Annotated in this window: 23 protein-coding genes; 12 read left to right on the top strand and 11 right to left on the bottom strand. The window is 68.0% G+C overall.

Annotated elements, in window-relative coordinates:
• Positions 1-53: 53 nt before the first annotated feature.
• Complete coding sequence (locus AC07NT_RS03120; RefSeq protein ID WP_498597888.1) at positions 54-1,238, bottom strand: ABC transporter substrate-binding protein; 1,185 nt, start codon at positions 1,236-1,238, stop codon at positions 54-56.
• A 230-nt stretch (positions 1,239-1,468) separates the two neighbouring features.
• Here AC07NT_RS03120 and AC07NT_RS03115 point away from each other — a divergent pair, with 230 nt between their 5' ends.
• The 4 genes from AC07NT_RS03115 to AC07NT_RS03100 are packed head-to-tail and all read left to right on the top strand — an operon-like array spanning position 1,469 to position 4,794.
• Entirely contained in the window at positions 1,469-1,900 is a 432-nt protein-coding gene (locus AC07NT_RS03115; protein WP_498597889.1) for a nuclear transport factor 2 family protein, read from the top strand.
• 14 nt (positions 1,901-1,914) lie between these two features.
• Entirely contained in the window at positions 1,915-2,838 is a 924-nt protein-coding gene (locus tag AC07NT_RS03110) for a polysaccharide deacetylase family protein (RefSeq protein WP_498598508.1), read from the top strand.
• Entirely contained in the window at positions 2,835-4,025 is a 1,191-nt protein-coding gene (locus tag AC07NT_RS03105) for an amidase (protein WP_498597890.1), read from the top strand. Before AC07NT_RS03110 ends, AC07NT_RS03105 begins: the two co-directional genes overlap by 4 nt.
• Entirely contained in the window at positions 4,009-4,794 is a 786-nt protein-coding gene (locus AC07NT_RS03100) for a GntR family transcriptional regulator (RefSeq protein ID WP_498597891.1), read from the top strand. Before AC07NT_RS03105 ends, AC07NT_RS03100 begins: the two co-directional genes overlap by 17 nt.
• A 12-nt stretch (positions 4,795-4,806) precedes the next feature.
• Here the strand turns inward: AC07NT_RS03100 and AC07NT_RS03095 are convergent, their stop codons facing one another.
• Positions 4,807-6,900, bottom strand: coding sequence for a protein kinase domain-containing protein (locus tag AC07NT_RS03095; protein WP_498597892.1), 2,094 nt, complete (start codon positions 6,898-6,900; stop codon positions 4,807-4,809).
• A gap of 16 nt (positions 6,901-6,916) precedes the next feature.
• Positions 6,917-7,795: a c-type heme family protein gene (locus AC07NT_RS03090; protein WP_498597893.1), complete on the bottom strand. Its 879-nt coding sequence runs from the start codon at positions 7,793-7,795 to the stop codon at positions 6,917-6,919.
• A 137-nt stretch (positions 7,796-7,932) separates the two neighbouring features.
• On the opposite strand from AC07NT_RS03090, the gene mutS reads away from it, so the two are divergent.
• Both mutS and AC07NT_RS03080 read left to right on the top strand, forming a co-directional pair.
• Entirely contained in the window at positions 7,933-10,539 is a 2,607-nt protein-coding gene (mutS, locus tag AC07NT_RS03085; protein ID WP_498597894.1) for a DNA mismatch repair protein MutS, read from the top strand.
• Complete coding sequence (locus tag AC07NT_RS03080; RefSeq protein ID WP_498597895.1) at positions 10,536-11,378, top strand: alpha/beta fold hydrolase; 843 nt, start codon at positions 10,536-10,538, stop codon at positions 11,376-11,378. The genes mutS and AC07NT_RS03080 overlap by 4 nt, the downstream gene beginning before the upstream one ends.
• On the opposite strand, the gene AC07NT_RS03075 is transcribed toward AC07NT_RS03080, so the two are convergent.
• The 7 genes from AC07NT_RS03075 to AC07NT_RS03045 form a co-directional block, all read right to left on the bottom strand.
• Positions 11,379-12,227, bottom strand: coding sequence for a dienelactone hydrolase family protein (locus AC07NT_RS03075; RefSeq protein WP_498597896.1), 849 nt, complete (start codon positions 12,225-12,227; stop codon positions 11,379-11,381).
• A 2-nt stretch (positions 12,228-12,229) separates the two neighbouring features.
• The gene (locus AC07NT_RS03070; protein ID WP_498597897.1) at positions 12,230-13,063 is read right to left on the bottom strand and encodes an undecaprenyl-diphosphate phosphatase; all 834 of its coding nucleotides are present in this window, start codon (positions 13,061-13,063) and stop codon (positions 12,230-12,232) included.
• A gap of 55 nt (positions 13,064-13,118) precedes the next feature.
• Positions 13,119-13,505, bottom strand: a complete 387-nt coding sequence (locus tag AC07NT_RS03065) for a DUF4345 family protein (protein ID WP_498597898.1) — start codon at positions 13,503-13,505, stop codon at positions 13,119-13,121.
• A gap of 61 nt (positions 13,506-13,566) precedes the next feature.
• Positions 13,567-13,809, bottom strand: a complete 243-nt coding sequence (locus AC07NT_RS03060) for a hypothetical protein (RefSeq protein ID WP_498597899.1) — start codon at positions 13,807-13,809, stop codon at positions 13,567-13,569.
• Between the two features lie 133 nt (positions 13,810-13,942).
• Positions 13,943-15,178 carry an ABC transporter permease gene (locus AC07NT_RS03055; protein WP_498597900.1) on the bottom strand — a complete coding sequence of 412 codons (1,236 nt, stop codon included), beginning with the start codon at positions 15,176-15,178 and terminating at the stop codon, positions 13,943-13,945.
• Complete coding sequence (locus AC07NT_RS03050) at positions 15,175-15,885, bottom strand: ABC transporter ATP-binding protein (protein WP_498597901.1); 711 nt, start codon at positions 15,883-15,885, stop codon at positions 15,175-15,177. The genes AC07NT_RS03055 and AC07NT_RS03050 overlap by 4 nt, the downstream gene beginning before the upstream one ends.
• A 43-nt stretch (positions 15,886-15,928) precedes the next feature.
• Positions 15,929-17,536, bottom strand: a complete 1,608-nt coding sequence (locus AC07NT_RS03045) for a hypothetical protein (RefSeq protein ID WP_498597902.1) — start codon at positions 17,534-17,536, stop codon at positions 15,929-15,931.
• A gap of 197 nt (positions 17,537-17,733) precedes the next feature.
• Between AC07NT_RS03045 and AC07NT_RS03040 the strand changes: the two genes are divergently transcribed.
• The 6 genes from AC07NT_RS03040 to AC07NT_RS03015 are packed head-to-tail and all read left to right on the top strand — an operon-like array spanning position 17,734 to position 22,237.
• Positions 17,734-18,696, top strand: a complete 963-nt coding sequence (locus AC07NT_RS03040) for a DUF6622 family protein (RefSeq protein WP_498597903.1) — start codon at positions 17,734-17,736, stop codon at positions 18,694-18,696.
• A 24-nt stretch (positions 18,697-18,720) separates the two neighbouring features.
• Positions 18,721-19,008, top strand: coding sequence for a 2TM domain-containing protein (locus tag AC07NT_RS03035; protein ID WP_498597904.1), 288 nt, complete (start codon positions 18,721-18,723; stop codon positions 19,006-19,008).
• Positions 19,009-19,031: 23 nt separating this feature from the next.
• On the top strand, positions 19,032-20,081 hold the full coding sequence (locus AC07NT_RS03030) for an alpha/beta hydrolase family protein (protein ID WP_498597905.1): 1,050 nt from the start codon (positions 19,032-19,034) through the stop codon (positions 20,079-20,081).
• 11 nt (positions 20,082-20,092) lie between these two features.
• On the top strand, positions 20,093-20,392 hold the full coding sequence (locus tag AC07NT_RS03025) for a 2TM domain-containing protein (RefSeq protein WP_498597906.1): 300 nt from the start codon (positions 20,093-20,095) through the stop codon (positions 20,390-20,392).
• Positions 20,393-20,405: 13 nt separating this feature from the next.
• Entirely contained in the window at positions 20,406-21,446 is a 1,041-nt protein-coding gene (locus AC07NT_RS03020; RefSeq protein WP_498597907.1) for a sensor histidine kinase, read from the top strand.
• Positions 21,443-22,237 carry a LytR/AlgR family response regulator transcription factor gene (locus AC07NT_RS03015; protein ID WP_498597908.1) on the top strand — a complete coding sequence of 265 codons (795 nt, stop codon included), beginning with the start codon at positions 21,443-21,445 and terminating at the stop codon, positions 22,235-22,237. Before AC07NT_RS03020 ends, AC07NT_RS03015 begins: the two co-directional genes overlap by 4 nt.
• Before the next feature lie 97 nt (positions 22,238-22,334).
• On the opposite strand, the gene AC07NT_RS03010 is transcribed toward AC07NT_RS03015, so the two are convergent.
• The gene (locus AC07NT_RS03010; RefSeq protein ID WP_498597909.1) at positions 22,335-22,703 is read right to left on the bottom strand and encodes a hydroxyisourate hydrolase; all 369 of its coding nucleotides are present in this window, start codon (positions 22,701-22,703) and stop codon (positions 22,335-22,337) included.
• Positions 22,704-22,708: the final 5 nt, after the last annotated feature.

The following is a 22,708-nucleotide window of genomic DNA, read 5'->3' as shown; positions in this document are numbered from 1 at the left end:
TCCTTGGAGGAGCAGCGACCCGCGTCGTCATGGTTGAGGGTAAGTCCCCAACCTTAGTTCAGGCCCACGGGCACGATGCGGTTGTCGATGAACTGCGCCCAGACGTAGTCGTTGGACTGCACGGCGTCGTGCACCTCGGCCGCGAAGGGCTTCACATAGGTCTTGATCAGGCCTTCGTACTTGTCGATCTTGTAATAGCCCTGGCGCACAGCGTCACCGTTGGTGGAACCCGCGGCCTGGATGGCCAGCGCCGTCAGGTGCATGGCATCGTAGGCGTTGGCCACACCCACGGCGGGCGAGATGTCGTCCGGCCCCTTGATGCTGGGGTACTTGGCCATCAGAGCCTTGATCACGCGTTCACCCACGGGGGACTGCTTGCCGAAGAAGCTGTAGGTCTGCACGAAGTGCACGTCCTTGCCCATGGCGCCGGCCAGTTCGGTGAAACGGCCGCCGGCCGGACCCCAGTGCGACACGATCGGCACCTTCCAGCCCATGCGCTCCAGCGACTTGACCACCTGGGCCGAGGGGCCCACATTGCCCACCATGAACAGGGTGTCGGCGCCCGCGGCCTTCAGGCGCGTGAGCTGCGGCACCATGTCCACGTCATTGGCTTCGAACTTTTCCACGCCGGCGGGCGTCACGCCCTTGGCGGCCATGGCGGCCTTCAGACCCTTCTCGTTGCTCTCGCCCCAGGGGTTGTTCACGAGGATCAGGCCGGGCTTGGCCGACTTGAAGTTCTTCTGCGCGTAGGCCAGCATGCCCACGTCGACGATCTCGTCCACCGCCGACACACGGAAGGCGAAGTTGGGGTTGGCACCGTTTTTGGTGATGCCCGTGCCGGCGGCCCAGGGGCCCATGAACGGTACCTTCTCCTGGTTCATCAGCGGCACGATGGCCATGGACACTGGCGTGTCCAGACCGCCGAAGACCACGGCGACCTTCTCGCGGTAGATCAGTTCGCGCGCGGCCACCACGCCCTTGGCGGGGTTGGCCTCGTCGTCGCGGCGCACCAGTTCCAGCTTGCGCCCGCCCAGCAGGCCGCCCTTGGCATTGATCTCGTCGATCGCCACCTGCATGCCGCGCGTGATGGCCTCACCGGCCAGGGCCGACTGACCCGACAGCGCCGTCACCAGGCCGATCTTGATGGGTTCATTGGCCAGCACCGGACCGGCCGCGGCCAGGGCCAGGCCGGCGGCCAGCAACGCGCGACGTGTCGCGGAGAAAGAGCAAGGGTTCATGGCGGTACTCCTGTGAGTGGAAGGACAGAAAGCGGGTGGACCCGCGGGCTCTTTCCACCATGCAATTCGCATGCCAGTGTCAGCACGATGGACATTTCTTTGTTTTCATATATATGATCAGATTGTCAACAATATGGCATATCTTTTGCAAGCACTTTTATGGCACGCCCCTGGCGACACCGGATGGTGCATCCGGCACCAAAAGGGGGCTTACCAAGAGGAAAACGACCATGGAAACCAAGGCCATGAACCACACCGAGGCACCCGCCACCCCTGCCGCCGTGGTGGACGAATACCTGCGCCTGCTGATGATCCCCGAGCCCGCCGCGGCGAGCCGCTTTGTCGCGCCCGGCCTGCGCATCCGTTTCACGGGCGGGCGCGAGATGCGCGCACCCGCCGAATGCGCAGCCTTCAACGCCACGCGCTACCAGTGGGTCAAGAAAAAGATCGATGCCACCGAGACCGTGGCCGGTGGCACGGCGGACGAGACCGTGGTCTACAGCCGCGGCACGCTCTACGGCGTCTGGCCTGACGGCACGCCTTTTGAAGGCAACCGTTATGTGGACCGCTATGTCGTGAAACAGGGCCTGATCACGCAGATGGACGTCTGGAACGACAGCGCCGAATGGCTGCTGGTGCGCGCCGGCCTGGCCACACTGTGAGGCGCATGAGCACCATGCCGGCCCAATACCTCGGCCCCCTGCCCGACCACGGGCGTTTTGCCTACCGGCCCATCACGCGCCGCCCGGATTACCGCTGGCCCGGCGGCGCCGGCCTGGCGGTCTACCTCGGCTTCAACATCGAGCACTTCGCCTTCGGTGAAGGCCTGGGCGCCATGATCGGCCCGGCCTCGCCCCAGCCCGATGTGCTGAACTACAGCTGGCGTGAATACGGCAACCGCGTGGGCGCCTGGCGCTGCCTGGAGCTGTTCGACCAGCTCGGCCTGCCCGCCGCGGCCCTCATCAACACCGCGCTCTACGACCACTGCCCCGAACTCGTGGCGGCCTGCGTCGCGCGCGGCGACGAGATCGTGGGCCACGGCCACAGCAATGCCGAGCGCCAGGGTGTGCTGGACGAAGCCTCCGAGCGCGAGCTGCTGCAACAGTGCCGCGAGCGTATCCGGCTGCGCAGCGGCACCACGCCGGCCGGCTGGCTCTCGCCCTGGATCTCCGAGAGCCTGCTCACCCCCGACCTGCTGGCCGAGACCGGCTACCGCTACACGCTCAACTGGAGCCACGACGACCAGCCCCAGATCATGCGCACGCGGGATGGCCGCGGCCTGTGGTCCATCCCCTACCCGCAGGAGATCAACGACATCCCCATGATCGTGGGCCGCCAGCTGGACGGCAAGGACTTCGCGCAGATGATCATCGACAACTTCGACGAGATGCTCGATCAGTCGCGCAGCCAGCCCCTGGTCATGGGCATCGCCCTGCACCCCTATCTGGTGGGCCAGCCCTACCGCCTGCGCCACCTGCGCCGTGCCCTGCAGCACCTGGCCGCAGCGCGCGACCGTGGCGAGATCTGGTTCACCACCCCTGGCGCCATCTGCCAGCACATGGAGGGCCTGGCCCGCCTGCACCCCGAGGACTACGCATGAACTTCCCTATCACAGACACCGTCGGCGCCTGGGTGCCGCACGGCCGTTTCGTCGTTGAAGGCCAGCCCACCGGCCCCCTGGCCGGCCTGCGCTTCGCCGCCAAGGACCTGTTCGACGTGGCGGGCCACCCCACGGGCGCCGGCAACCCCACCTGGCTGGCCACCCACCCCGTGGCCACGCGCCACAGCGACGTGGTGGCCCAGCTGCTCGAGGCCGGCGCCACCCTCATGGGCAAGGTGCTGACCGACGAGTTGGCCTACAGCCTGCACGGCGACAACCTCCACTACGGCACGCCCCTCAACGCCCGCTACCCGGACCGCGTCACCGGCGGCTCCTCCAGCGGCTCGGCCGCTGCCGTCACCGCCGGCCTGGTGGACTTCGCCCTGGGCACCGACACCGGCGGCTCCACACGCGTGCCCGCCAGCTACTGCGGCCTGTGGGGCCTGCGCACCACGCACGGCCTGGTCTCTGCCCGCGGCCTGGTGCCCCTGCATCCCAGCTTCGACACCGCCACCTGGCTGGCCAGCGATGGCGAGGTGTTCGAACGCGTGGGCGCCGTGCTGCTGCCCGCCAGCAGCTACACACCGCGTCGTCTGCTCGTGGCCCAGGACGCCTGGGACCTGGCCGACCCCCTCTTCACCGAACCCCTGCAGGCCGTGCGTGACGCACTGGCGCGGCAACTGGCCGTCACCCCCGAGGTGGTGCGCGTGGCCGAACCCCAGGGTCTGGCGCAATGGCGCCAGACCTATGTCACGGCCGGCGCCTACGAGGGCTGGCGCTCCCACGGCGCCTGGATCCAGCAGGCGCAACCGGTCTTCGCCCCGGCCATCGCCGCGCGCTGGCACAACGCCAGCACCGTCACGGCCGAGGCCGCCGCCACCGCGCGCGGCGCAGCGGCCGCCATGCGCGCCCAGGTGCGCAGTCTGCTGGGCACGGACGGCGTGCTGGTGCTGCCCTCGGCCGCCAGCCTGGCCCCGCTGCGCAACGCCGACCCCGCCGCGGTGGACGCGGTGCGCCTGCGCAGCATGGCCATCACCTGCATCGCCGGCCTCTCGGGCCTGCCCCAGGTCAGCCTGCCCTTGCGCGCGTCCTCAGGTGATATGCTGGGCATCTCCTTGCTGGGACCCGCAGGCAGCGACCTGGCACTGATCCGACTGGCCCGTACCCTGCATGCCCAAATCGACTGACACTTCCACCCGCGCCAAGCGCCCCCGCCACACGGCACCGGCCCGCAAATCCGCCGCCGCGGCACCGCGCGTGGAAGAGGCTCTGCTCAAGAACGATGAAAGCGGTGACGTGGAAGAGCGCATCTACCGCGCCGTCTTCGACAGCGTGATGAGCCAACGCCTCAAGCCCGGCACCAAGTTGCCGGAGGCACCGCTGTGCGAGCTGTTCAACGTCAGCCGCTCGGTGGTGCGCAAGGTGCTACAAAAACTGGAGCACGATCACATCGTGCAACTGCGCCCCAACCGCGGCGCCATCGTGGCCGTGCCCACCCGCGAGGAAACCCGCCAGATCTTCGAGGCACGCCGCGCGCTGGAAGCCGCCATCGTGCACCTGGTGACCGAACGCGCCACCGCACGCGACCTCAAGGCCCTGCGCGAGCAGCTGCGCGAGGAACACCAGGCCATGCACCGCTACGACCAGCCGGCCTGGGCCCGTCTGGCCAGTGCCTACCACCTGCGCCTGGCCGAACTCTCGGGCAACCCCATCCTGCAGCGTTACCTGAGCGAGATCGTCTCGCGCTGTTCCCTCATCGTGGCCGTGCACCAGCCCCCGGGCAATGCGGCCTGCGAACACGACGAGCACGAACGCATCGTGGACTGCATCGCCAAAGGTGATGCGGCGGGCGCGGTCAAGCTCATGGACCAGCACCTGCGGGAGCTGGAGCAGCACCTGATGCTGGTGTCACCGGGGGATGAGCAGAGCCTGGCGCGCCTGCTCGGTCTGGCCTGATTCAGCGCGACGTCAGTGCCCGCGGGCCTTGCTAGCCGCGGTGAGGAAACGCTGGCGGTCCTCGGGCTTGTCGATCTGTGCCGCCAGGGCCTGCAGCAAGGCGCCCCATTCGGTCTGCTTCGACGCTTCGCGCCGCACCAGGGTCTTCGACAGCGGGCCGATGTACTGGCTCAGGGCACGTTCCAGCGGCTCCAGCTGTGCGGGCTCGAAGTTGGGCACGCCGCTACCGGTACGTGTGCTGGCACTGGTGCGGCCGCTGGTGTTGGCGCTGCCCGAGTACGGACGCGAGATCGGTTGCGACAGGGGCTGACTCAGCGGATGGGTACGGCCGGGCGGCAAGGTGGTCGTCTGCTCCCGCCGGCTGCGGCCCGCCACAAAGGCCGCGCGCGCGACCAGGTCCTGGATGGACACCGACAGCATCTCGCGCAGGGCCTGGGCGTCGGCCGCGCGCGAAACGCTCTTTTTCATGAGCACGTGGGCCAGCGGACCGATGGCCTTGGTCAGCTCGGCTTCGATGGCCTGCACCTCCTCGACGGGAATGGGCGGCAGGTCGGCCAGCAGCATGGTCGTGGACTCGCTGGCGGCCGGGTTTAGGCGCACGCCGCGCTGGTCCAGCAGGCGGTAGACCTCGTGCGCGCGCTGGTGCTTGTCATAGCGCTCGCCCAGGAACTCGAACAGTTCCTCGGCGCCGTCGCTGATGCGCGAGATCACGTCGTAGTAGGCGCGCGAGACCATGATCTGGTTGGCGCTGGAGAAATCCATGATGCGCTGCGCCACGTTGATGCCGTCGCCCACCACGTTCATGCGGTCATTGATGTCCTTGAGCAGGCGCAGCGGCCCCAGGTGCAGGCCCACGCGCATGGACAGCTTCTGGTGGTATTTCTGCAGCAGCAGGTCGCGCAGCAGCTGTGCCGAGACCAGCGCCTCTTCCGGATCGCCCAGGAAGCAGATGGCCGCACCGTCCCCCGTGTCCAGCATGATGCGCGAGGAGGCATCCACCCCGTCGATGGCCTTGCTGATGAGTTCGTTGAACAGGGTCTTGATGGCCACCTGCTGGTCCACGCTGCGCGTGGAATAGGCCACCAGGTCCAGGAACATGATGGTGCCCATCACGTTCTTGCGTGAATGCTCGTCGCCGTCCGTGCGCGGCGTGCTGCGCCGATCCGGCATCACCTGGGTCTGGAGCTGGGTATGGAGCTGCGTCTTGAGTTCGGTCGGGGCCAGCTCGGAATTGCGCAGGGCATTGCGCAGGGCGGCCACACTCTGCGGGCGGTCTTTCTCATGGGGTTGCAGTGCCCAGTCGATGGCCTGCAGCAGCGGCAGGCCGAAGGCCGCGCGGTTGGCCATGTCCACCGCCTTGGGCATGGTGTCCTCGCGCACGCGCGAGGCGGCCTCCATGGGCTTGTTCCCCGTGACCAGCCAGTACAACACCGCACCCAGCGAATACAGGTCGGTCCACGGCCCCTGGTTGCCCTTGCTGTGGTACTGCTCGAAGGGCGCGAAACCGGGGCTCACGATATTGGTCATGTCGTGGTCGCTGCTCACACGGCGCGCGGCCCCGAAGTCCAGCAGAACGGGGCTGCCGTCGGCGCGGATGTAGATGTTGTCGGGCTTGATGTCGCGGTGCAGGAAGTTGAGCTTGTGCACCGCCTCCAGCCCGTCGAGCAGGGGGTAGACCAGCTGCAGCAAGGCCCCCTGGTTCAGGGCCAGCTGGCGCGCCGCCCAGAGCTTGAGCGGATCGCCTGACTCGTACTCCATCACGATGTAGGCGGTGCCGTGTTCCTTGAAGTAGCGCAGCACCCGCACGATATTCGGGTGCCGAAAGGAGGCCAAGGCTCGCGCTTCATCGATGAAACGTTCCAGCCCCCAGTCGAAACGCTCCGAGCCGTCGCCGGAGCGCACACGCACCGTACAGTCTCCGTCGCGCACCGCCACATTGGCCGGGAAATACTCCTTGATGGCCACGGGCAACTGCAGGTTCACGTCCTGCGCGAGGTAGGTGATGCCGAAGCCCCCGCCCCCCAGCACCTTGTCGATGCGGTACTCGTAGACGGTCTGGCCCGGCTCGAGCGCCGCCACGTCCCCGGAGTTCGCTTTGCCTGTCATGTGCCTGCCGCGGCCCTCACTCGCCGCGGTCGATCATCTGCATGGCCTTGTCCAGGCTGCGGCGCATGCGGTTGAAGGCGCCGCCCAGCACGGCCACTTCGTCCTTGCCGCTCTCGGCGAACTCGGGCACATCGAAGTCACCCGTGCTGACCTTGTCGGCCGCCAGGGACATCTGCCGGATGGGGCGCACGATCATCCAGCTCAACATCAGGTTGAGCACGACGAAAACGAGCACGAACACGCCGGCCAGCGAGATCAGGAAGGTCTGGAGCGCGCGATCGGCGTTCTGGATGGGCACCTCCATGGGAACGGTCACCACCTGCGCACCAACGATCTCGTTGTGCTTCCATCCGAAGCCATTGGCCTCGCCGTAGATCTTGAGCATGCTCGCCGGCGCCGCGGCGGGCAGGCTGTGGCAGGCCAGGCAGGCGCCATTGGTGATCTGGATCGGGTGCGCGATGTAGAGCTGACGCCCGGTCGCACCCTCGCGTTCCGAGATCACTTCACTCACCGACACGTTGTTGCGGAACTGCTGCACGATGTCGGCCTCCCAGTCCGTCGTCCGGTCGCGCGGATTCGTGGGGTTCAGCGTGGCTTCCTTGTAGCTGTAGCCGGGGTGTTTCTTCTGAACGGCGGAAAGTATCTCGGTCGCCGCATAGGCCGACACCGACTGGGGCAGGAAGACCTCCTCCAGCCGCGGGTCGAGCAGGGGCTTGATCTGGGTCACCGTGTAGGAGCGGGCAGCAAGCGCCGCCTCCATCATCAGCCGAGCGTTGCGCACCACCTCGTCGCGCGCATTGTTCTGCAGCAGCTGGCGCGAGATCAGGCCCGAGGCCGCAAAGCCGACCAGGAAAACCGCGACCAGCACCAGATTGAATTTGAGTCTCAAGCCCATGGAACCCCCACTCGTATGTGAATGAACACTTGCAGCAAGTTGTGCATCGCGACAGTGTAACTTTCCGCGGGTGCGCCGGCCATGGCTGGAAAGCCGCGGCGACGTGCGCGCACCACGGTATTGATAGACTCGACCGGATGTCAGCAAACCCAGTGGCCGATCTCGCCTCCCACACCCCCATGATGCAGCAGTACCTCGGCCTCAAGGCCGGGTACCCGCAGACCCTGCTGTTCTATCGCATGGGCGACTTCTACGAGGTGTTCTTCGAGGACGCCGAGAAGGCGGCCCGCCTGCTCGACATCACCCTGACCCAGCGCGGCCAGTCCGGCGGCAAGCCCGTGGTCATGGCCGGCGTGCCCTTCCACTCGGTCGAAACCTATCTGGCCCGCCTGATCAAGCTGGGTGAATCGGTGGCCATCTGCGAGCAGGTGGGCGACGTGGCCACGGCCAAGGGGCCGGTGGAGCGCAAGGTCGTGCGCGTGGTCACCCCCGGTACGCTGACCGACAGCGCCCTGCTCAGCGACAAGAGCGAATCCCTGCTGCTGGCGGTGCACCAGGGCCCCCGCAACAGCCTGGGCCTGGCCTGGCTCAGCGTGACCCAGGGCGAAGTCAACCTGGCCGAATGTGGGCCCGACGAGCTGCCTGAATGGCTGGCCCGCATCGCCCCCGGTGAACTGATCTACAGCGCCGGCAGCACCCCCGTTTTCGAACAACGCCTGCAGGCGCTCAAGCAGGCCAGCGGCATGGCCCTCGCCCTGCGCCCCGAATGGCAGTTCGACAGCGCACTGGGCCAGAGCAAGCTGCAAGGGCTGCTCAAGGCTGCCAGCCTGGCCGCCTGGAGCGCGGCCGACCTGCCCCAGGCCCACGCCGCCGCCGCCGCGCTGCTGGCCTACGCCGAACACACCCAGGGCCGGACCCTGAGCCATGTGCACAACCTGCGCGTGCAGCGCAACGACCAGCTGATCGACCTGCCACAGACCACGCGCCGCAACCTCGAGCTGGTGCAGACCCTGCGCGGCGAGGACAGCCCCACCCTCTTCTCCCTGCTCGACACCTGCATGACCGGCATGGGCAGCCGCCTGCTCAAGAGCTGGCTGCTGGAGCCCGCGCGCGACCGGGCTCCAGCCCAGGCGCGGCTCGACGCCCTCACCGCCCTGCGCGGCGGCCCCTGGACCCAACTGCGCGAACAGCTCAAGGGTTGCAGCGACGTGGAGCGCATCACCGCGCGCATCGCTCTGCGCCAGGTGCGCCCGCGTGAACTCGTGGCGCTGCAGCAGACGCTACAAAAAACAGAGCAACTGGCGCCGGTGATGGCCGGGCAGACGGGCCTGCTGGCCCAGGTCGCCCAGAACCTGCTGCCGCCTGCCGGCTGTGCCGAGCTGCTGGCCCGCGCCATCCTGCCCGAACCCGCCGCCCTGGTACGCGACGGGGGGGTGATCAACGACGGCCTGGATGCCGAGCTCGACGAGCTGCGCGCCATCCAGACCAACTGCGACGGTTTCCTGCTGGAGCTGGAAACCCGTGAGCGGGCCCGCACCGGCATCACTAACCTGCGCGTGCAGTTCAACAAGGTCCACGGTTTCTACATCGAGGTCACGAGCAGCAACCTGGACCGCGTGCCCGAGGACTACCGGCGTCGCCAGACTCTCAAGAACGCCGAGCGTTTCATCACACCCGAGCTCAAGGCCTTCGAGGACAAGGCCCTCTCGGCGCAGGAGCGCGCCCTGGCCCGCGAGAAGTGGCTCTACGAACAGCTGCTGGACCAGCTGGAGCCGCACATCCCCGCGCTCACACGCACGGCACGTGCCCTGGCCACGCTGGACGTCCTGTGCACGCTGACCGAACGCTCGCTCACGCTGGACTGGTGTGCGCCGGTCTTTGCCGCCGAGCCCTGCATCGACATCACCGCCGGCCGCCACCCCGTGGTGCAGGCCCGCCTGGCCGAGACCAGCTCCGGCGCCTTCATCGCCAACGACACGCGCCTCGGCCCGAAGCAGCGCATGCAGATCATCACCGGGCCGAACATGGGCGGTAAGTCCACCTATATGCGCCAGGTGGCCCTCATCGTGCTGCTGGCCTCCATGGGCAGCTATGTGCCCGCCGGCGCCTGCCGCCTCGGCCCCATCGACGCCATCCACACCCGCATCGGCGCCGCCGACGATCTGGCCAACGCGCAGTCCACCTTCATGCTGGAGATGACCGAGGCCGCGCAGATCCTGCACGCCGCCACGCCGCAGTCCCTGGTGCTGATGGACGAGATCGGCCGCGGCACCTCCACCTTCGACGGTCTGGCCCTGGCCGGGGCCATCGCCACCCAGCTGCACGACAAGACCCAGGCCTACACCCTGTTCGCCACGCACTACTTCGAACTGACCGAATTCCCGGCCAAGCACCACGCTGCCGTCAACGTGCATGTGAGCGCCACCGAGTCGGGCCACGACATCGTCTTCCTGCACGAGATCCAGAGCGGCCCGGCCAGCCGCAGCTACGGCATCCAGGTGGCCCGCCTGGCCGGCATGCCCGCCGGCGTGGTCAACCACGCGCGCCACGCGCTGGAGGCGCTGGAGACCTCGGCCTCCGAGAGCCAGGCCCAGGTGGATCTGTTCGCGCCGCCGCCCGTGATGGACGCCGGCGCCCCCAGCGCAGTGGAAGCGCGGCTGGCCGAGATCAACCCCGACGACCTGAGCCCGCGCGATGCGCTCGATGCGCTCTACGCCCTCAAGAAACTCGCGAACCGCCCATGAATTCCCACCTACCCCCCATCATCTTCTCGCACGCCAACAGTTTCCCGGCCAGCACCTACCGTGTGCTCTTCGCCGAACTGCGCCGCCGCGGCTTCAAGGTCAAGGCTATCGAGAAGTACGGTCACGACGAGGCCTACCCCGTCACCAGCAACTGGCCGCACCTGGTACAGCAACTGGCCGACTTCGCTGGCGCCGAAGTGAACAGGAGCGGCGAGCCGGCTTTCCTGGTCGGCCACTCGCTCGGTGGTTTCCTCAGTCTCATGGCCGCCGCGCGTCACCCGGAACTGGCTTGCGGCGTGCTGCTGATCGACTCGCCCATCCTGGGCGGCTGGCGCGCCACCAGCGTGAACGTCGCCAAACGCACGCAGCTCATCGGCGCTGTCTCGCCCGGCGCCATCAGCAAGGCGCGGCGCAACAGCTGGCCCGGCGTCGAGGAGGCTATCGAACACCTGCGCCACAAAAAGGCCTTCGCCCGCTGGGACCCGCAGGTGCTGCGCGACTACGTGGAACATGGCATGCACGACGAAGACGGCAAACGCGTGCTGAGCTTCACGCGCGAAGTCGAAACCGCCATCTACAACACCATCCCCCACCATCTGGACAACCTGCTCAAGCGGCATCCACTCAAATGCCCGGCCGCCTTCATTGGCGGGCGCCATTCGGTGGAGATGAAACAGGTGGGCATGGCCATGACCGAGAAGGTGACCAAGGGCCGCATCACCCTGCTGGACGGCTCGCACCTCTTCCCCATGGAGCAGCCCATCACCACGGCCGCGGCCATCGAAGCCGCGCTGCTGAACCTGCAGCGCGTGCGTGAACTCAAGGCCGCAGCGGCCTGATCACTTCAGCTCTTCGCTCAGGAAGCGGAACATCCGCTCGCGCGAAGCCACCCGGGCGGCCGGGTTGCCGCCCACAGTGGCCTGACCGCTGCGCGTGCTGCCCACGTTGTCGCGCACCCTCGGCTCAGACGCATGGTCGAAGCTGTGGTAGCTGTCGGCATAGACCTCCAGCTCGAAGCGCGGCGCCTGCGTGCCCAGACGCTGGTGCAGGCGCACGCAGGGGGCGGCCGCTGTCCAGTCATCGCGCTCGCCCACCATCATGAGCAGCGGCGCCTGCAGGCGGTATTGGCTGTTTTTCAACACCTCGGTACAGCCGGGGTAGAAGGCCACGGCGGCGCGCGGCTGCAGGGTCTGTCCCTGCACGGCCGCAGCGCTGGCATCCAGCGAGGCCAGCACAGTCTGCGCCCCGTGCGACCAGCCCAGCAGCACCAGGCGCGTGGCGTCCACCTCGGGCCGGGCCGCCAGCCAGCGCAGCGCAGCCTGCGCATCGGCACGCCGGTCCGTCTCGCGCACCGGGCGCTTGCCCTGGGCCAACTCGCAGATCGAGCGCAGGCCGCGCGAACCGAAGCTGTCGAGCACCAGCATGTGCATCTGTGCGGCATTGAGGTCGGCGGCGTATTGGCGCAGGTGCGCCGTCAACCGCCCGCGTGTGTCATAGGGGCCGCTGCATCCGTGCAGGGCCACGACAGCAGGGCGCGGCCCCGGTGCTGCGGCCGCAAACCAGTAAGCCACCAGGGGAACACTGCCCGGCACCTCGACCTTCACGCCAGCGGGCAGCTTGTCGGCCAGGGCCAGGGTCGGCGCAAAACACAGCGCAGCCCACAGCAAACCCAGGGCGAGGCGCCGCATGGTCAGGCGCTCCAGCGCACCGCGCCGCTCCAGGCCGTGGCCAGCACCACGCAACCGAAAACGATGCGGTACCAGGCAAAGCCGTTGAAGTTGTGCGTGGAAATGAAACGCAGCAGCCAGCGCACGCAAAGCCAGGCGCTGATGAAAGAGAAGAGCAGGCCCACGCCGAACATGGGCAGGTCGGCCAGGGAGAGCAGCGCTCGCTCCTTGTACAGGCTGTAGACGCCGGCGCCAATCAGCGTGGGGATGGCCAGGTAGAAGGAGAAGTCGGTTGCGGCCTTGCGCGACAGGCCCAGCAACATCCCGCCGATGATGGTGGCGCCGCTGCGGCTGGTGCCGGGGATCATGGCCAGGCACTGCACCAGGCCCACCTTCACCGCATCCTTCCAGCTCATCTGGTCCACGTCCAGGATGCGCGGCGCGGTGGCCGCCTGCGCCTGGCGCTTCTCGGCCCAGAGGATGATGAAACCACCGATGATGAAGGTCGTCGCAACCACCTCGGCCGTGAACAGGTGCGCCTTGATGGCCTTGCCGAAGAGCAGGCCCAGCAGCACGGCCGGCACGAAGGCGATCAACACATTGAGCGTGAACTGCTGCGCCTGGCGCTGCGTGGGCAGGGCCACCACGGTGGCGCGGATCTTCTGCCAGTAGACCAGGATCACCGCCAGGATGGCGCCGGTCTGGATGGCGATGTCGAAAACCTTGGCCTTCTCGTCATCGAAACCCAGCAGCGCACCGGCCAGGATCAGGTGGCCGGTACTGGAAATGGGGAGGAATTCGGTCAGACCTTCGACGATGCCCATCAGGGCGGCTTTGATCAGCAGGGTGATATCCACAGAGGCTCCAATGAAGTCGCTGGATTATCGCTGGCCCTGCGGCCGCGGCAGGCCGTCAGCCCGCTGCAGCTTTGCGCTGCGTGGCCCGATGCGCCACGGCCATGATGACCGGGACCAGCAGCTCGGGGATGAGATAACCCACCCACAGCCCCGCCGGCTCGGGCAGTCCGACCTGGCTGATGGAAAGCAGGCGGCCCAGGCCGGCCATGAACACGCCCAGGGCGATCAGATAGACCAGGGTGCCCTGCTGGCGCACTGTCACAGCCGCCCAGGCGCTGATGAAACCCATGGACAGATAGACACCGGCCATGAAGCGGTGCACGTTGTCGAGCCGTGGGGTGGTCTCGGGCTGGCCGAGGTACATCTGCAGCGAACCGCCAAACAGGGCGATGGCGGCAACGAGGAACAGGCAGACCTGGACGAGGCGCTGGGTGGCTGGCATGGAAGACCTTCGGGAATGGTGGTCCGTCCATTGTGACGCCTTGGGGCGTCAGCCCCCGCGACTAGAGCGGCGCGAGACCCGAAAACTGGCTTTGTTCGGGGTTGAAGTCCGGGTCCAGGCAGGCGTTGGTGAAACCGATAGGACCGTGGTCCACCAGGATCACCGCCCAGGTGTCCCATCGGTTGCGCGGGTCGATGCCATAGGGATCCATCTTGACCTCCTCCGGGTTGACCTTGCGGCCCACATAGGAGGAGATGACCTGGAGTAATTGGCGGAAGTCCTCTACGCGCTGGACTTGCTGCATGGATTGCTCGAATCCGCATCCGCTGGGTCTGAACCGTGGCACTTTCGTTTCCTTGTCTGCTAAGGCGCCCATTCTGCCGATTCCACGGCAAGCCATGTATCAATATGTATACCGGCAAAAGGGTCTTGTCAGACTACTCGTACCTCAGCGCCTGGATGGGCAGCAGGTGCGACGCGCGACGCGCCGGGTAGAAACCGAAGAACACACCCACCAGGGCCGAAAAGCCCACGGCCAGGATGATGGCGCCGATGGACATGCTCACCTGCCAGCCGGCCAGTGCGCCCACGCCCCAGGTCGCCACCGCGCCCAGCACCACGCCCAGGGCGCCACCCATCAGGCTCAGCGTGACCGCCTCGATCAGGAACTGCGCCAGGATGTCGGTCGGGCGGGCGCCCACGGCCATGCGCAGGCCGATCTCGCGCGTGCGCTCGGTCACGCTGACCAGCATGATGTTCATGATGCCGATGCCGCCGATCACCAGGCTGATGCCCGCCACCGCCGCCAGCAGCAGCGTCATGATGCGGCTGGCCTCCTCCTGTGCCTGCAGGATCTCGGTGAGGTTGCGCACGTTAAATGGGTCTTCGGTGCCGGCCGGCACCTTGAAGCGCTGGCGCAGCAGGTCCTTGATGTTCTCCTCCACACCCTTCATGTTCTCGCCTTCGCGCACCTTCACGAGGATGGTGCCCACGCGCTTGAGACGGCTGGTCGCGTCGCCACCCCAGATGCGGTTGCGCAGGGTGCTGATGGGCATCATCAGCACATCGTCCTGGTCCTGCCCCATGGAATTCTGCCCTTTGGAGGCCAGCACGCCGATGATCTTCATGGGCACGCCGCGCACGCGCACCACCTGGTCCACCGGGTCCTGCTCGCCGAAAAGCTCGCGCGCCACCGTGGCACCGATCCAGGCCACCTTGGCCGAACCGGCCATCTCGGCCTGGTCGAAGGGGCGGCCCGACGACAGACCCCAGTCCCGTGCCTCCAGGAAATCGTTGGTCACGCCATAGATCGTCGTGCCCCAGTTGGTGTTGCCCGAAACCACCTGGCCGCTGGTGCGCGAGGTGGGCGCAGCCACCTGCACCTCGGGGATTTCCACGGCGATGGCCAGGGCATCCTCTTCGGTCAGGCGCTGGCGCGTCTGCGCGCCCAGGCGCACACCGGCCTGCGAAACGCCGCCGGGCACCACCAGCATGATGTTGGAGCCCAGGCCCTTCATCTGCGCCTGCACGCGCTCGGTCGCGCCGCTGCCCACGGCGATCATGGTGATCACCGCGGCCACGCCGATGATGATGCCCAGCATGGTCAGGATGCTGCGCAGCGTGTTCGAGGCCAGGGCGCGCCAGGCCGTGCGCAGGGCGGCCAGCCAGTTCATGCCAGCGCCTCTTTTTCCAGATGCCCGCGCTGGCGCACGTCTTCGAGGATCTGCCCGTCGCGAAAGACCAGCTTGCGCCGCGCCCAGGCCGCAATGTCGACCTCGTGCGTGACGATCACCACCGTCATGCCCTGCTGGTTCAGTTCGGTCAGCAGACGCATGATGTCGTCGCTGGTCTTGCTGTCGAGCGCGCCCGTGGGTTCGTCGGCCAGGATCAGTTGCGGGTCGTTCACCAGCGCGCGCGCAATCGCCACGCGTTGCTGCTGCCCGCCCGAAAGCTCGCTGGGCGTGTGCTGCCAGCGCTCGCCCAGACCCACACGCGTGAGCGCGGCCAAGGCACGCTCGCGCCGCGGCAGCGGCTTCACACCGGCATAGACCATGGGCAATTCCACGTTCTCCAGCGCGCTGGTGCGCGGCAACAGGTTGAACTGCTGGAACACGAAACCGATGCGCCGGTTGCGGATGGAGGCCAGCTGGTTGGCCTCCATGCCTTCCACCTCTTCGCCGGCCAGGTGGTAACGGCCCGACGTGGGCAGGTCCAGACAACCCAGGATGTTCATCAGCGTGGATTTGCCGGAGCCCGAGGCCCCCATGATGGCGACGAAGTCACCCTCCTCGATGTCCAGCGACACGCCGCGCAGCGCATGCACGGTGGTGTCTCCCATCGTGTAGGTCTTGACGAGATCGCGCGCTTCGATCAGGGCCATGTCTAACCGTCCGTTCAGAAATTCGTGCGAAACCGCGGCGTGATCAGAACATCATCCGCGGACCGGCCGGCGGGCGGGAACCGGAGGCTGCAGCCGGTGCGCCACCACCCGTCGTGCCGATGATCACCGGCGCGCCTTCCTTCATCAAGGCAGCCTCGGGTGCATTCGGCGGCACGATCAGCTCGGTGCTGCTGCCATCGGTGATGCCCAGGCGCACGTTGTAAGCCTGCGGCTTGCCGTCCTCGCCCATGAGGTAGATGCGCCCGCGCGTCACCGTGCGGCCGGCCGCCTCGGCCTGCAGCGCGGCGTAGCGCTTCTTCTGCTCCGCGGTCAGCACGTCGGCTATGCGTGCGCGGATGTCGGCCGTGATGCGCTCGCGTGCCTTGGCGCGGTCGGCCTCGGCCATCTCGCGCAGGCGCCCGAACTGCGGCCGCGCCGATGCGTAGATCGCATCCACCTTCTCGGTCTGCGCTGCGCTCAGCTGCAACTCCTTGACCAGGCGGTTACGGAATTCGTTCATGGGGTTGTTGCCTCCGGCCGCGGGTGCGGCGGCAGGTGCAGCTGCGGGCGCGGAAGCCCCGTCCTGCGGCGCCGGCGCGGCCGGCTCCAGGCCGGCGATGCGCACACGCAGCGCCGCGTTGGGAATCTTCAGCGGGTTCTCGCGCGTGTCGGTCACCACCCGCACATTGGCCGTCATGCCCGGCAGCAGGCGCCCGTCCACGTTGGAGAAATTCACCACCGCCACATAGGTCACCACATTGGCCACGTTGGTGGCGGCCTTGCGCACCTGGCCGATCTGGCCCTCGAAAGTCTGGCCCGGGTAGGCGTCCACCGTGAAGCTGGCCTTCTGCCCGCTGCGGATGCGGCCCACGTCGGCCTCGTCGATGGCGGCCTCCACCTGCATGTCGCGCAGGTTCTGGGCAATGATGAACAGCTCGGGCGCCTGCAGGCTGGCCGCCACGGTCTGCCCTTTTTCGATGGAGCGCTTGATCACGATGCCGTTGACCGGCGAGGTGATGCGCGTACGCACCAGGTCGATGCGGGCCTGCGCCAGGGCGGCCTCACGCTGGGCTACGCTGGCCTGCGCGCTTTTCACCTGCGCGTCCGTCACGCCCAGCTGGGCTTCGGCCGCCTTCACGGCCTCCACGCTGGTGTTGACCAGGGCGTTGGACTGGTCCGCCGTGCTCTGGGCCACAAAACCCTTGCCCACCAGCATCATGTTGCGCTCGTGCGTGCGGCGCGCCTCGGCCAGGTCGGTCTGCGCGCGCGACACCTGGGCCCGGCTGGCCACCACATTCGCCTGGGCCGTCAGCACCACGGCGCGCGCAGCGTCCACATCGGCCTGGGCCGAGCGCACGCGGTATTCGAAGGTCTCCGGGTCGATCACGGCCAGCAGCTGGCCGGCCTTGACCTCGGCGTTGAAGTCCACGTACAGGTCCTTGATCTGGCCCGAGACCTGGGTGCCCACCGTCACCTGCGTCACCGGGCTCACCGCGCCGGTGGAAGCCACGGCCGCCTGCAGCGGGCCGCGCTCGATCTTGGCCGTGCGGTACTGCACCTCGCCGCTGCCGGCGCGTTGCGTCCACCACAGACCCAGCGCCGCCACCAGCACCAGCGCCACCCCGCCCGTCACCAGATATGTCTTCTTCATGCGCCCGATTGTAGGAACAAGGCCCAAATCCATATGGGTCGCAGGTGTCGCTTGTGTAAAGACCAGGCAAACCCGCCCGCCGTTCGCGCCGTCTGGCGGCATCTGGCGCCACGCCGGGCGCAATCCGTCGCACAGCGCTGGCCTGGCGGGCGGGCCCGCCGCACAGTCCACCCTACCGAACACCCAAGGAGAGCCCCATGGCCCTGGAAATGACCCCTGTGATCGCCATCCACCTCAGCGCCGCCGTCGCGGCCACCGTCATCGGCCCGCTGGCCCTGTGGGCCCGCCTGGGCCGCGCCCAGCACCCGCGCCTGCACCGTGCCTTCGGCTACGCCTGGGTCACGCTCATGGTGGTGACCGCCGTCTCCGCCATCTTCATCCGCAGCACCACCATCATCAACATCAACGGCTACACGCCCATCCACATCCTGATCCCCGTGGTCTTCGGCCTGCTGTTCGTGGCTTTCCGCCATTTGCTGCGCGGCAACATCGCCGGCCACCGCCGCGCCATGCTGCGCCTGTATGCCGGGGCTTGCCTGGTCGCGGGCGCCTTCACCCTGCTGCCCAACCGCTATCTGGGCAACCTGATCTGGGGCCAGTGGCTGGGCCTGCGGGACTCGGCCTCGCTGGTCCAGCAGATCCTCGCGGGCACACCGCTGTGGGTTTGGGCCCTGCTGGCCGGCCTCGTAGCGCTGGGCCTGTCGCAGATCCGCACCCGCCGCGCCGGGCTGGCCCGCGCCATGGCGCTGCCGCTGGCCATGGGTACGCTCTCCATCTACGGCACCGTCAGCGCCTTCGGTGCCACGGCCACGGTGCTGGCCTGCTGGGCCCTGGCCGCAGCCCTGGCGCTGGCCCTGGTCCTGCGCCAGCCCCTGCCCACCGGTGCGCGCTACGACGCCGGACGCCGCGAGTTCGAGCAACCCGGTAGCTGGGTGCCGCTGCTGCTGATCCTGGGCATCTTCTGCACCAAGTACGCCGTCGGCATCCTCCTGGCCCTGCACCCCGAACAACACGCCCACACCAGCCTGGCCCTGCCGGTGGCCGCCCTCTATGGCTTCTTCAGCGGTCTTTTCGCCGGCCGCAGCCTGCGCCTGCTGCGCCTCGTGCTGCCCTCGCAGCGTGGTGCGGCAACGTCCCTGTCCCTTCCCACCCACGCCTGAAAACATCCAAGCAAGGAGCAAAGCATGAACACCTCGCACCACGACGACATCGAACGCCTCGCCCGCCGGCACGCCAAGGTCAAGCTCGGCTGGTACTTCCACGCCTGCGTCTACATCCTCGTCAACCTGTTGCTCGCGGGCCTGTCCAGCCTGGGGGAACGCCAGTGGGCCGTCTACCCGGCGCTTGGCTGGGGCCTGGGCCTGGCCATCCACGGCCTGGCCGTGCTGCTGGTCACCCACGGCCACCAGCTGCACGAACGCCTGGTCGAACGCGAGCGCGAACGCCTGATCGCCCAGCGTGATCCCTGGTAAAGCACGACACTAGCGGAACCCCCATGAAACACCCTCGCATGAACCCCTTGTTGCGCTTCACCCTCCTGGCCGCCGGCGCCCTCATGGGCCTGGCCGCCCAGGCCGCGGTAGGCCTGGACGAACTGCCCGGCAGCGAAGGTGACGGCCCCGTCACCGTCTTCTACCCCTCCAGCAGCCCGGCCCAGGCCGTGCAGCGCGGTCGCCTCACGCTCCAGGTCGCAGCGCAGGGCGCGCCCGAGCGCGGCAACGGCCGCCTCATCGTGATCTCGCACGGCTCCGGGGGTGACCCCTGGTCACAGAGCGATCTGGCCCTGGCCCTGGCCGGCGCCGGTTTTGTCGTGGCCCTACCCGAGCATGCGGGCGACAACTGGCATGACCACAGCAAGATCGGCCCCGAAAGCTGGAAGCTGCGCCCGCTCGAAGTCTCGCGCGCCATCGACGTGCTGGGCCGCGACGCACGCTTCGTGCCCCTGCTGGACCTGCAGCGCGTGGGCGTCTACGGCATGTCTGCCGGCGGCCACACCACGCTCACCCTGGCGGGCGGGCGCTGGTCTCCTGCACGCCTGCGTGACCATTGCGAAGTCCACCTGGCCGAAGACTTCGTGGGCTGCACCGGCGCGGCCAGCGAACTCACGGGCGGCTGGTTCGATGGCCTCAAGCAGGGCATTGCCGGCTTCATCATCCGCCACAAGCTGAAGGACGAAACCCTCTATGGCCACACCGACCCGCGCATCCGCGCCGCGGTGGCAGCCGTGCCCTTCGCGGTGGACTTCGACCTGGACAGCCTGGCCCAGCCCGTCGTGCCCCTGGCCCTGATCGAAGCCGGGCGGGACCGCTGGCTGCTGCCGCAGTTCCACAGCGGCCCGGTGCTGGCGGCCTGCAGCAGCTGCGTGCAACTGGCCCTGCTACCCACCGGCGGCCACGGCGCCCTGCTCGCGCCCCTGCCCCCGGCCGACAAGCTGCCGCCCCGCATCGCAAGCCTGCTGGCCGACCCGCCGGGCTTCGACCGCGCCGAGCTGCCCGCGCTCTACCAGCGCATCAGCGCCTTCTTCCAGAAACACCTGCTGCCCTAGAATCGTTTGACATGAGCACCCCACTGTCCCCCGAAGAAATCGAACGCCTGGCGCAAAAAGTGGCCAGCGCCAAGCTGCGCTGGTACATGCACGCGGCCCTGTACGTGGTGGTCAATCTGTTCCTCTTCGCCATGTCGCGTTACGCCTTCGGCACGCGGCCCTGGTCGGTCGCGCCGCTGCTCGGCTGGGGCGTCGGCCTGGCCTTGCACGGCATCTCGGTTTTTGTGCTGGGCAAAGGCGGCGGCCTGCGCGAGCGCATGGTGCAAAAAGAGCGCGAACGCCTGCAGCGCGCCCAGGACGAGCGACGCTGAGCACCGCCGAACCATGAAAACCGACTGGCTCGAAAAACTGCGCACCTACCTGCAGGTGCTGGCCTTCGCGCTGGCCGTGGCCACCCTGCAATACGCCTTCATGCCCGAGCGGCCCTACGGCCCGCCGGTGGTGTACTCCCTGTTCATCGCCACCATCACCTGGGCCATCATCGACCTCGGGCGCGACATGTTCCCCTCCAGCGCAGAAACCGGCTGGCCCCACGGCTGGCCGGGCATCGCGCTGGTGGTGGGTGGCATCGTCGTCGGTTATCTGCTGGGCAGCGCCATTGCCGACCGCCTCTGCGGTGTGTTCGGCTGGCAGGCCGCAGACATCGGCGTGCGCGAGAACCTCACGCGCAGCTCCATCCTCATCACCGCGCTGGCCGGCATCGCCGGCACCTACTACTTCTACAGCAGCCACAAGAGCGCCTACCTCGAACGCAAGATGGACGAGACCAGCCGCCAGGCCGGCGAGGCGCGGCTGCGCCTGCTCGAATCGCAGCTCGAACCGCACATGCTGTTCAACACCCTGGCCAATCTGCGCGCCCTCATCGCCACCGATCCGCCGCGCGCCACCGCCATGCTCGACCGCATGATCGCCTACCTGCGCGCCACGCTGGCCGCCTCGCGCGGCAGCAGCCACCCGCTGCAGGCCGAGTTCGACCGCCTGCGCGACTACCTGGAGCTCATGGCCGTGCGCATGGGCCCGCGCCTGCGCTACACACTGACGCTGCCGCCGGAACTCGCCAGCCAGCCCGTGCCCGCCCTGCTGCTGCAACCCCTGGTGGAAAACAGCATCCAGCACGGGCTGGAACCCCAGGTGGAAGGCGGCCACATCACCGTGTCCGCCCGCCGCACAGGTGACCGGCTGAGCCTGGAGGTCAGCGACAGCGGCCTGGGCTTCAGCGGCGCCAGCCCCGCGGGCACCGGCTTCGGCCTGGCCCAGGTGCGCGAACGCCTGCTCACCACCTATGGCGCACAGGCCGCGCTGGACCTGGCCGTTCCGCCCGGCGGCGGTACCACCGTCACCCTGTCCTTCCCCTGCGCCGCATGAACCGCCCCACCGCCCTGATTGCCGAAGACGAGCCCTTGCTGGCCCAGGCCCTGCAGGCCGAGTTGGTCAGCGCCTGGCCCGAGCTGCAAGTGCTGGATGTGGTGGGCGACGGCGCCTCCGCCGTGGCCCAGGCCCTGGCGCGACAACCCGATGTGCTCTTCTTCGACGTGCGCATGCCCGGCCAGAGCGGCCTGGACGCCGCCACCCAGCTGGCCGACGAGTGGCCGCAGAACCAGCCCTTCCCCGCCCTGGTGTTTGTCACCGCCTACGACCAGTACGCCATGCAAGCCTTCGACGCCCAGGCCGTGGACTACCTGCTCAAGCCGGTGGAGCCGGCCCGCCTGCAAAAGACCGTGGCGCGCGTACAGCAAGCGCTGGCCGGCCGTTCGCAAGGCGCTATCAATTTTGAAGCAACACTGAACCAGCTGCGTGGTCTGCTGCACGCGGGCGCACCGCCCGCGTCGGCGCCGCTCAAGCTCATCCAGGCCGGTGTGGGCACGGCCATCCGCATGGTGCCGGTGGAGGAAGTGATCTATTTCGAGGCGGCCGACAAATACGTGCGCGTCATCACAAGCGGCCAGGAGGCCCTGATCCGCACCCCGCTCAAAGAGCTCCTGCCCCAGCTCGACGCCCAGGCCTTCTGGCAGGTGCACCGCGGCACCGTGGTGCGCGCCGCTGCCATCGAACAGGTCACACGCGACGAGTCAGGCCGCCTGAGCCTGCAGTTGCGCGGCAGCAGCGAGCGCCTGGCCGTGAGCCGGCTCTACGCCCATCTCTTCAAGGCCATGTAGCGGGGCGACGAGAAAACCGGGACAGCGCCGGTGCATCACCGCAGCCGGCGGCGCATCGATCACGCGCAGGGGCAACTACACCAGGCGCGGCGTGATGCTAGGCGCCGCCACGAAACAGAGAAAAGCCCCAGGCCGTGAACTTGAACGGCAGGTGGTAATGCTGCACGGCATCGGCGATATGGAAGCGATAGGGCACCACTTCCAGAAACGCGGGCATGGCCGCTGCATGGCCCTGCGCCCGGTAGTAATCGCCGACCGCAAAGCTCACCTCATAGCCACCGGGCGTGATGGCCTCGCTCATCAGCAGGGGCTCACTCAGCAAGCCGTTGGCGCCGATACGCCCCTGCACCAGCACCGCCGCTTGCGGCTGGCCGTCTGCGCCGAGGCGACGCAGCGTGACCTGCAGCCCCGTGGCCACTCGCCCCGCAGCCACGTCCACGCAATGGATGGAAAGTCCGCCGGCCATGGTGC

It is taken from the genome of Hylemonella sp. GW821-FHT10B10, from assembly GCF_059415585.1.
The sequence above is the reverse complement of the archived record's forward strand: the minus strand, read 5'-3'. Positions and strand labels throughout refer to the sequence as shown.

Excerpts from the sequence above, each read along its gene's own strand:
- AC07NT_RS03120 (WP_498597888.1), bottom strand. The coding sequence starts at position 1,238 with ATGAACCCTTGCTCTTTCTCCGCGACACGTCGCGCGTTGCTGGCCGCC.
- AC07NT_RS03115 (WP_498597889.1), top strand. The coding sequence starts at position 1,469 with ATGGAAACCAAGGCCATGAACCACACCGAGGCACCCGCCACCCCTGCC.
- AC07NT_RS03110 (WP_498598508.1), top strand. The coding sequence starts at position 1,915 with ATGCCGGCCCAATACCTCGGCCCCCTGCCCGACCACGGGCGTTTTGCC.
- AC07NT_RS03105 (WP_498597890.1), top strand. The coding sequence starts at position 2,835 with ATGAACTTCCCTATCACAGACACCGTCGGCGCCTGGGTGCCGCACGGC.
- AC07NT_RS03100 (WP_498597891.1), top strand. The coding sequence starts at position 4,009 with ATGCCCAAATCGACTGACACTTCCACCCGCGCCAAGCGCCCCCGCCAC.
- AC07NT_RS03095 (WP_498597892.1), bottom strand. The coding sequence starts at position 6,900 with ATGACAGGCAAAGCGAACTCCGGGGACGTGGCGGCGCTCGAGCCGGGC.
- AC07NT_RS03090 (WP_498597893.1), bottom strand. The coding sequence starts at position 7,795 with ATGGGCTTGAGACTCAAATTCAATCTGGTGCTGGTCGCGGTTTTCCTG.
- mutS (WP_498597894.1), top strand. The coding sequence starts at position 7,933 with ATGTCAGCAAACCCAGTGGCCGATCTCGCCTCCCACACCCCCATGATG.
- AC07NT_RS03080 (WP_498597895.1), top strand. The coding sequence starts at position 10,536 with ATGAATTCCCACCTACCCCCCATCATCTTCTCGCACGCCAACAGTTTC.
- AC07NT_RS03075 (WP_498597896.1), bottom strand. The coding sequence starts at position 12,227 with ATGCGGCGCCTCGCCCTGGGTTTGCTGTGGGCTGCGCTGTGTTTTGCG.
- AC07NT_RS03065 (WP_498597898.1), bottom strand. The coding sequence starts at position 13,505 with ATGCCAGCCACCCAGCGCCTCGTCCAGGTCTGCCTGTTCCTCGTTGCC.
- AC07NT_RS03060 (WP_498597899.1), bottom strand. The coding sequence starts at position 13,809 with ATGCAGCAAGTCCAGCGCGTAGAGGACTTCCGCCAATTACTCCAGGTC.
- AC07NT_RS03055 (WP_498597900.1), bottom strand. The coding sequence starts at position 15,178 with ATGAACTGGCTGGCCGCCCTGCGCACGGCCTGGCGCGCCCTGGCCTCG.
- AC07NT_RS03050 (WP_498597901.1), bottom strand. The coding sequence starts at position 15,885 with ATGGCCCTGATCGAAGCGCGCGATCTCGTCAAGACCTACACGATGGGA.
- AC07NT_RS03045 (WP_498597902.1), bottom strand. The coding sequence starts at position 17,536 with ATGAAGAAGACATATCTGGTGACGGGCGGGGTGGCGCTGGTGCTGGTG.
- AC07NT_RS03040 (WP_498597903.1), top strand. The coding sequence starts at position 17,734 with ATGGCCCTGGAAATGACCCCTGTGATCGCCATCCACCTCAGCGCCGCC.
- AC07NT_RS03035 (WP_498597904.1), top strand. The coding sequence starts at position 18,721 with ATGAACACCTCGCACCACGACGACATCGAACGCCTCGCCCGCCGGCAC.
- AC07NT_RS03030 (WP_498597905.1), top strand. The coding sequence starts at position 19,032 with ATGAAACACCCTCGCATGAACCCCTTGTTGCGCTTCACCCTCCTGGCC.
- AC07NT_RS03025 (WP_498597906.1), top strand. The coding sequence starts at position 20,093 with ATGAGCACCCCACTGTCCCCCGAAGAAATCGAACGCCTGGCGCAAAAA.
- AC07NT_RS03020 (WP_498597907.1), top strand. The coding sequence starts at position 20,406 with ATGAAAACCGACTGGCTCGAAAAACTGCGCACCTACCTGCAGGTGCTG.
- AC07NT_RS03015 (WP_498597908.1), top strand. The coding sequence starts at position 21,443 with ATGAACCGCCCCACCGCCCTGATTGCCGAAGACGAGCCCTTGCTGGCC.
- AC07NT_RS03010 (WP_498597909.1), bottom strand. The coding sequence starts at position 22,703 with ATGGCCGGCGGACTTTCCATCCATTGCGTGGACGTGGCTGCGGGGCGA.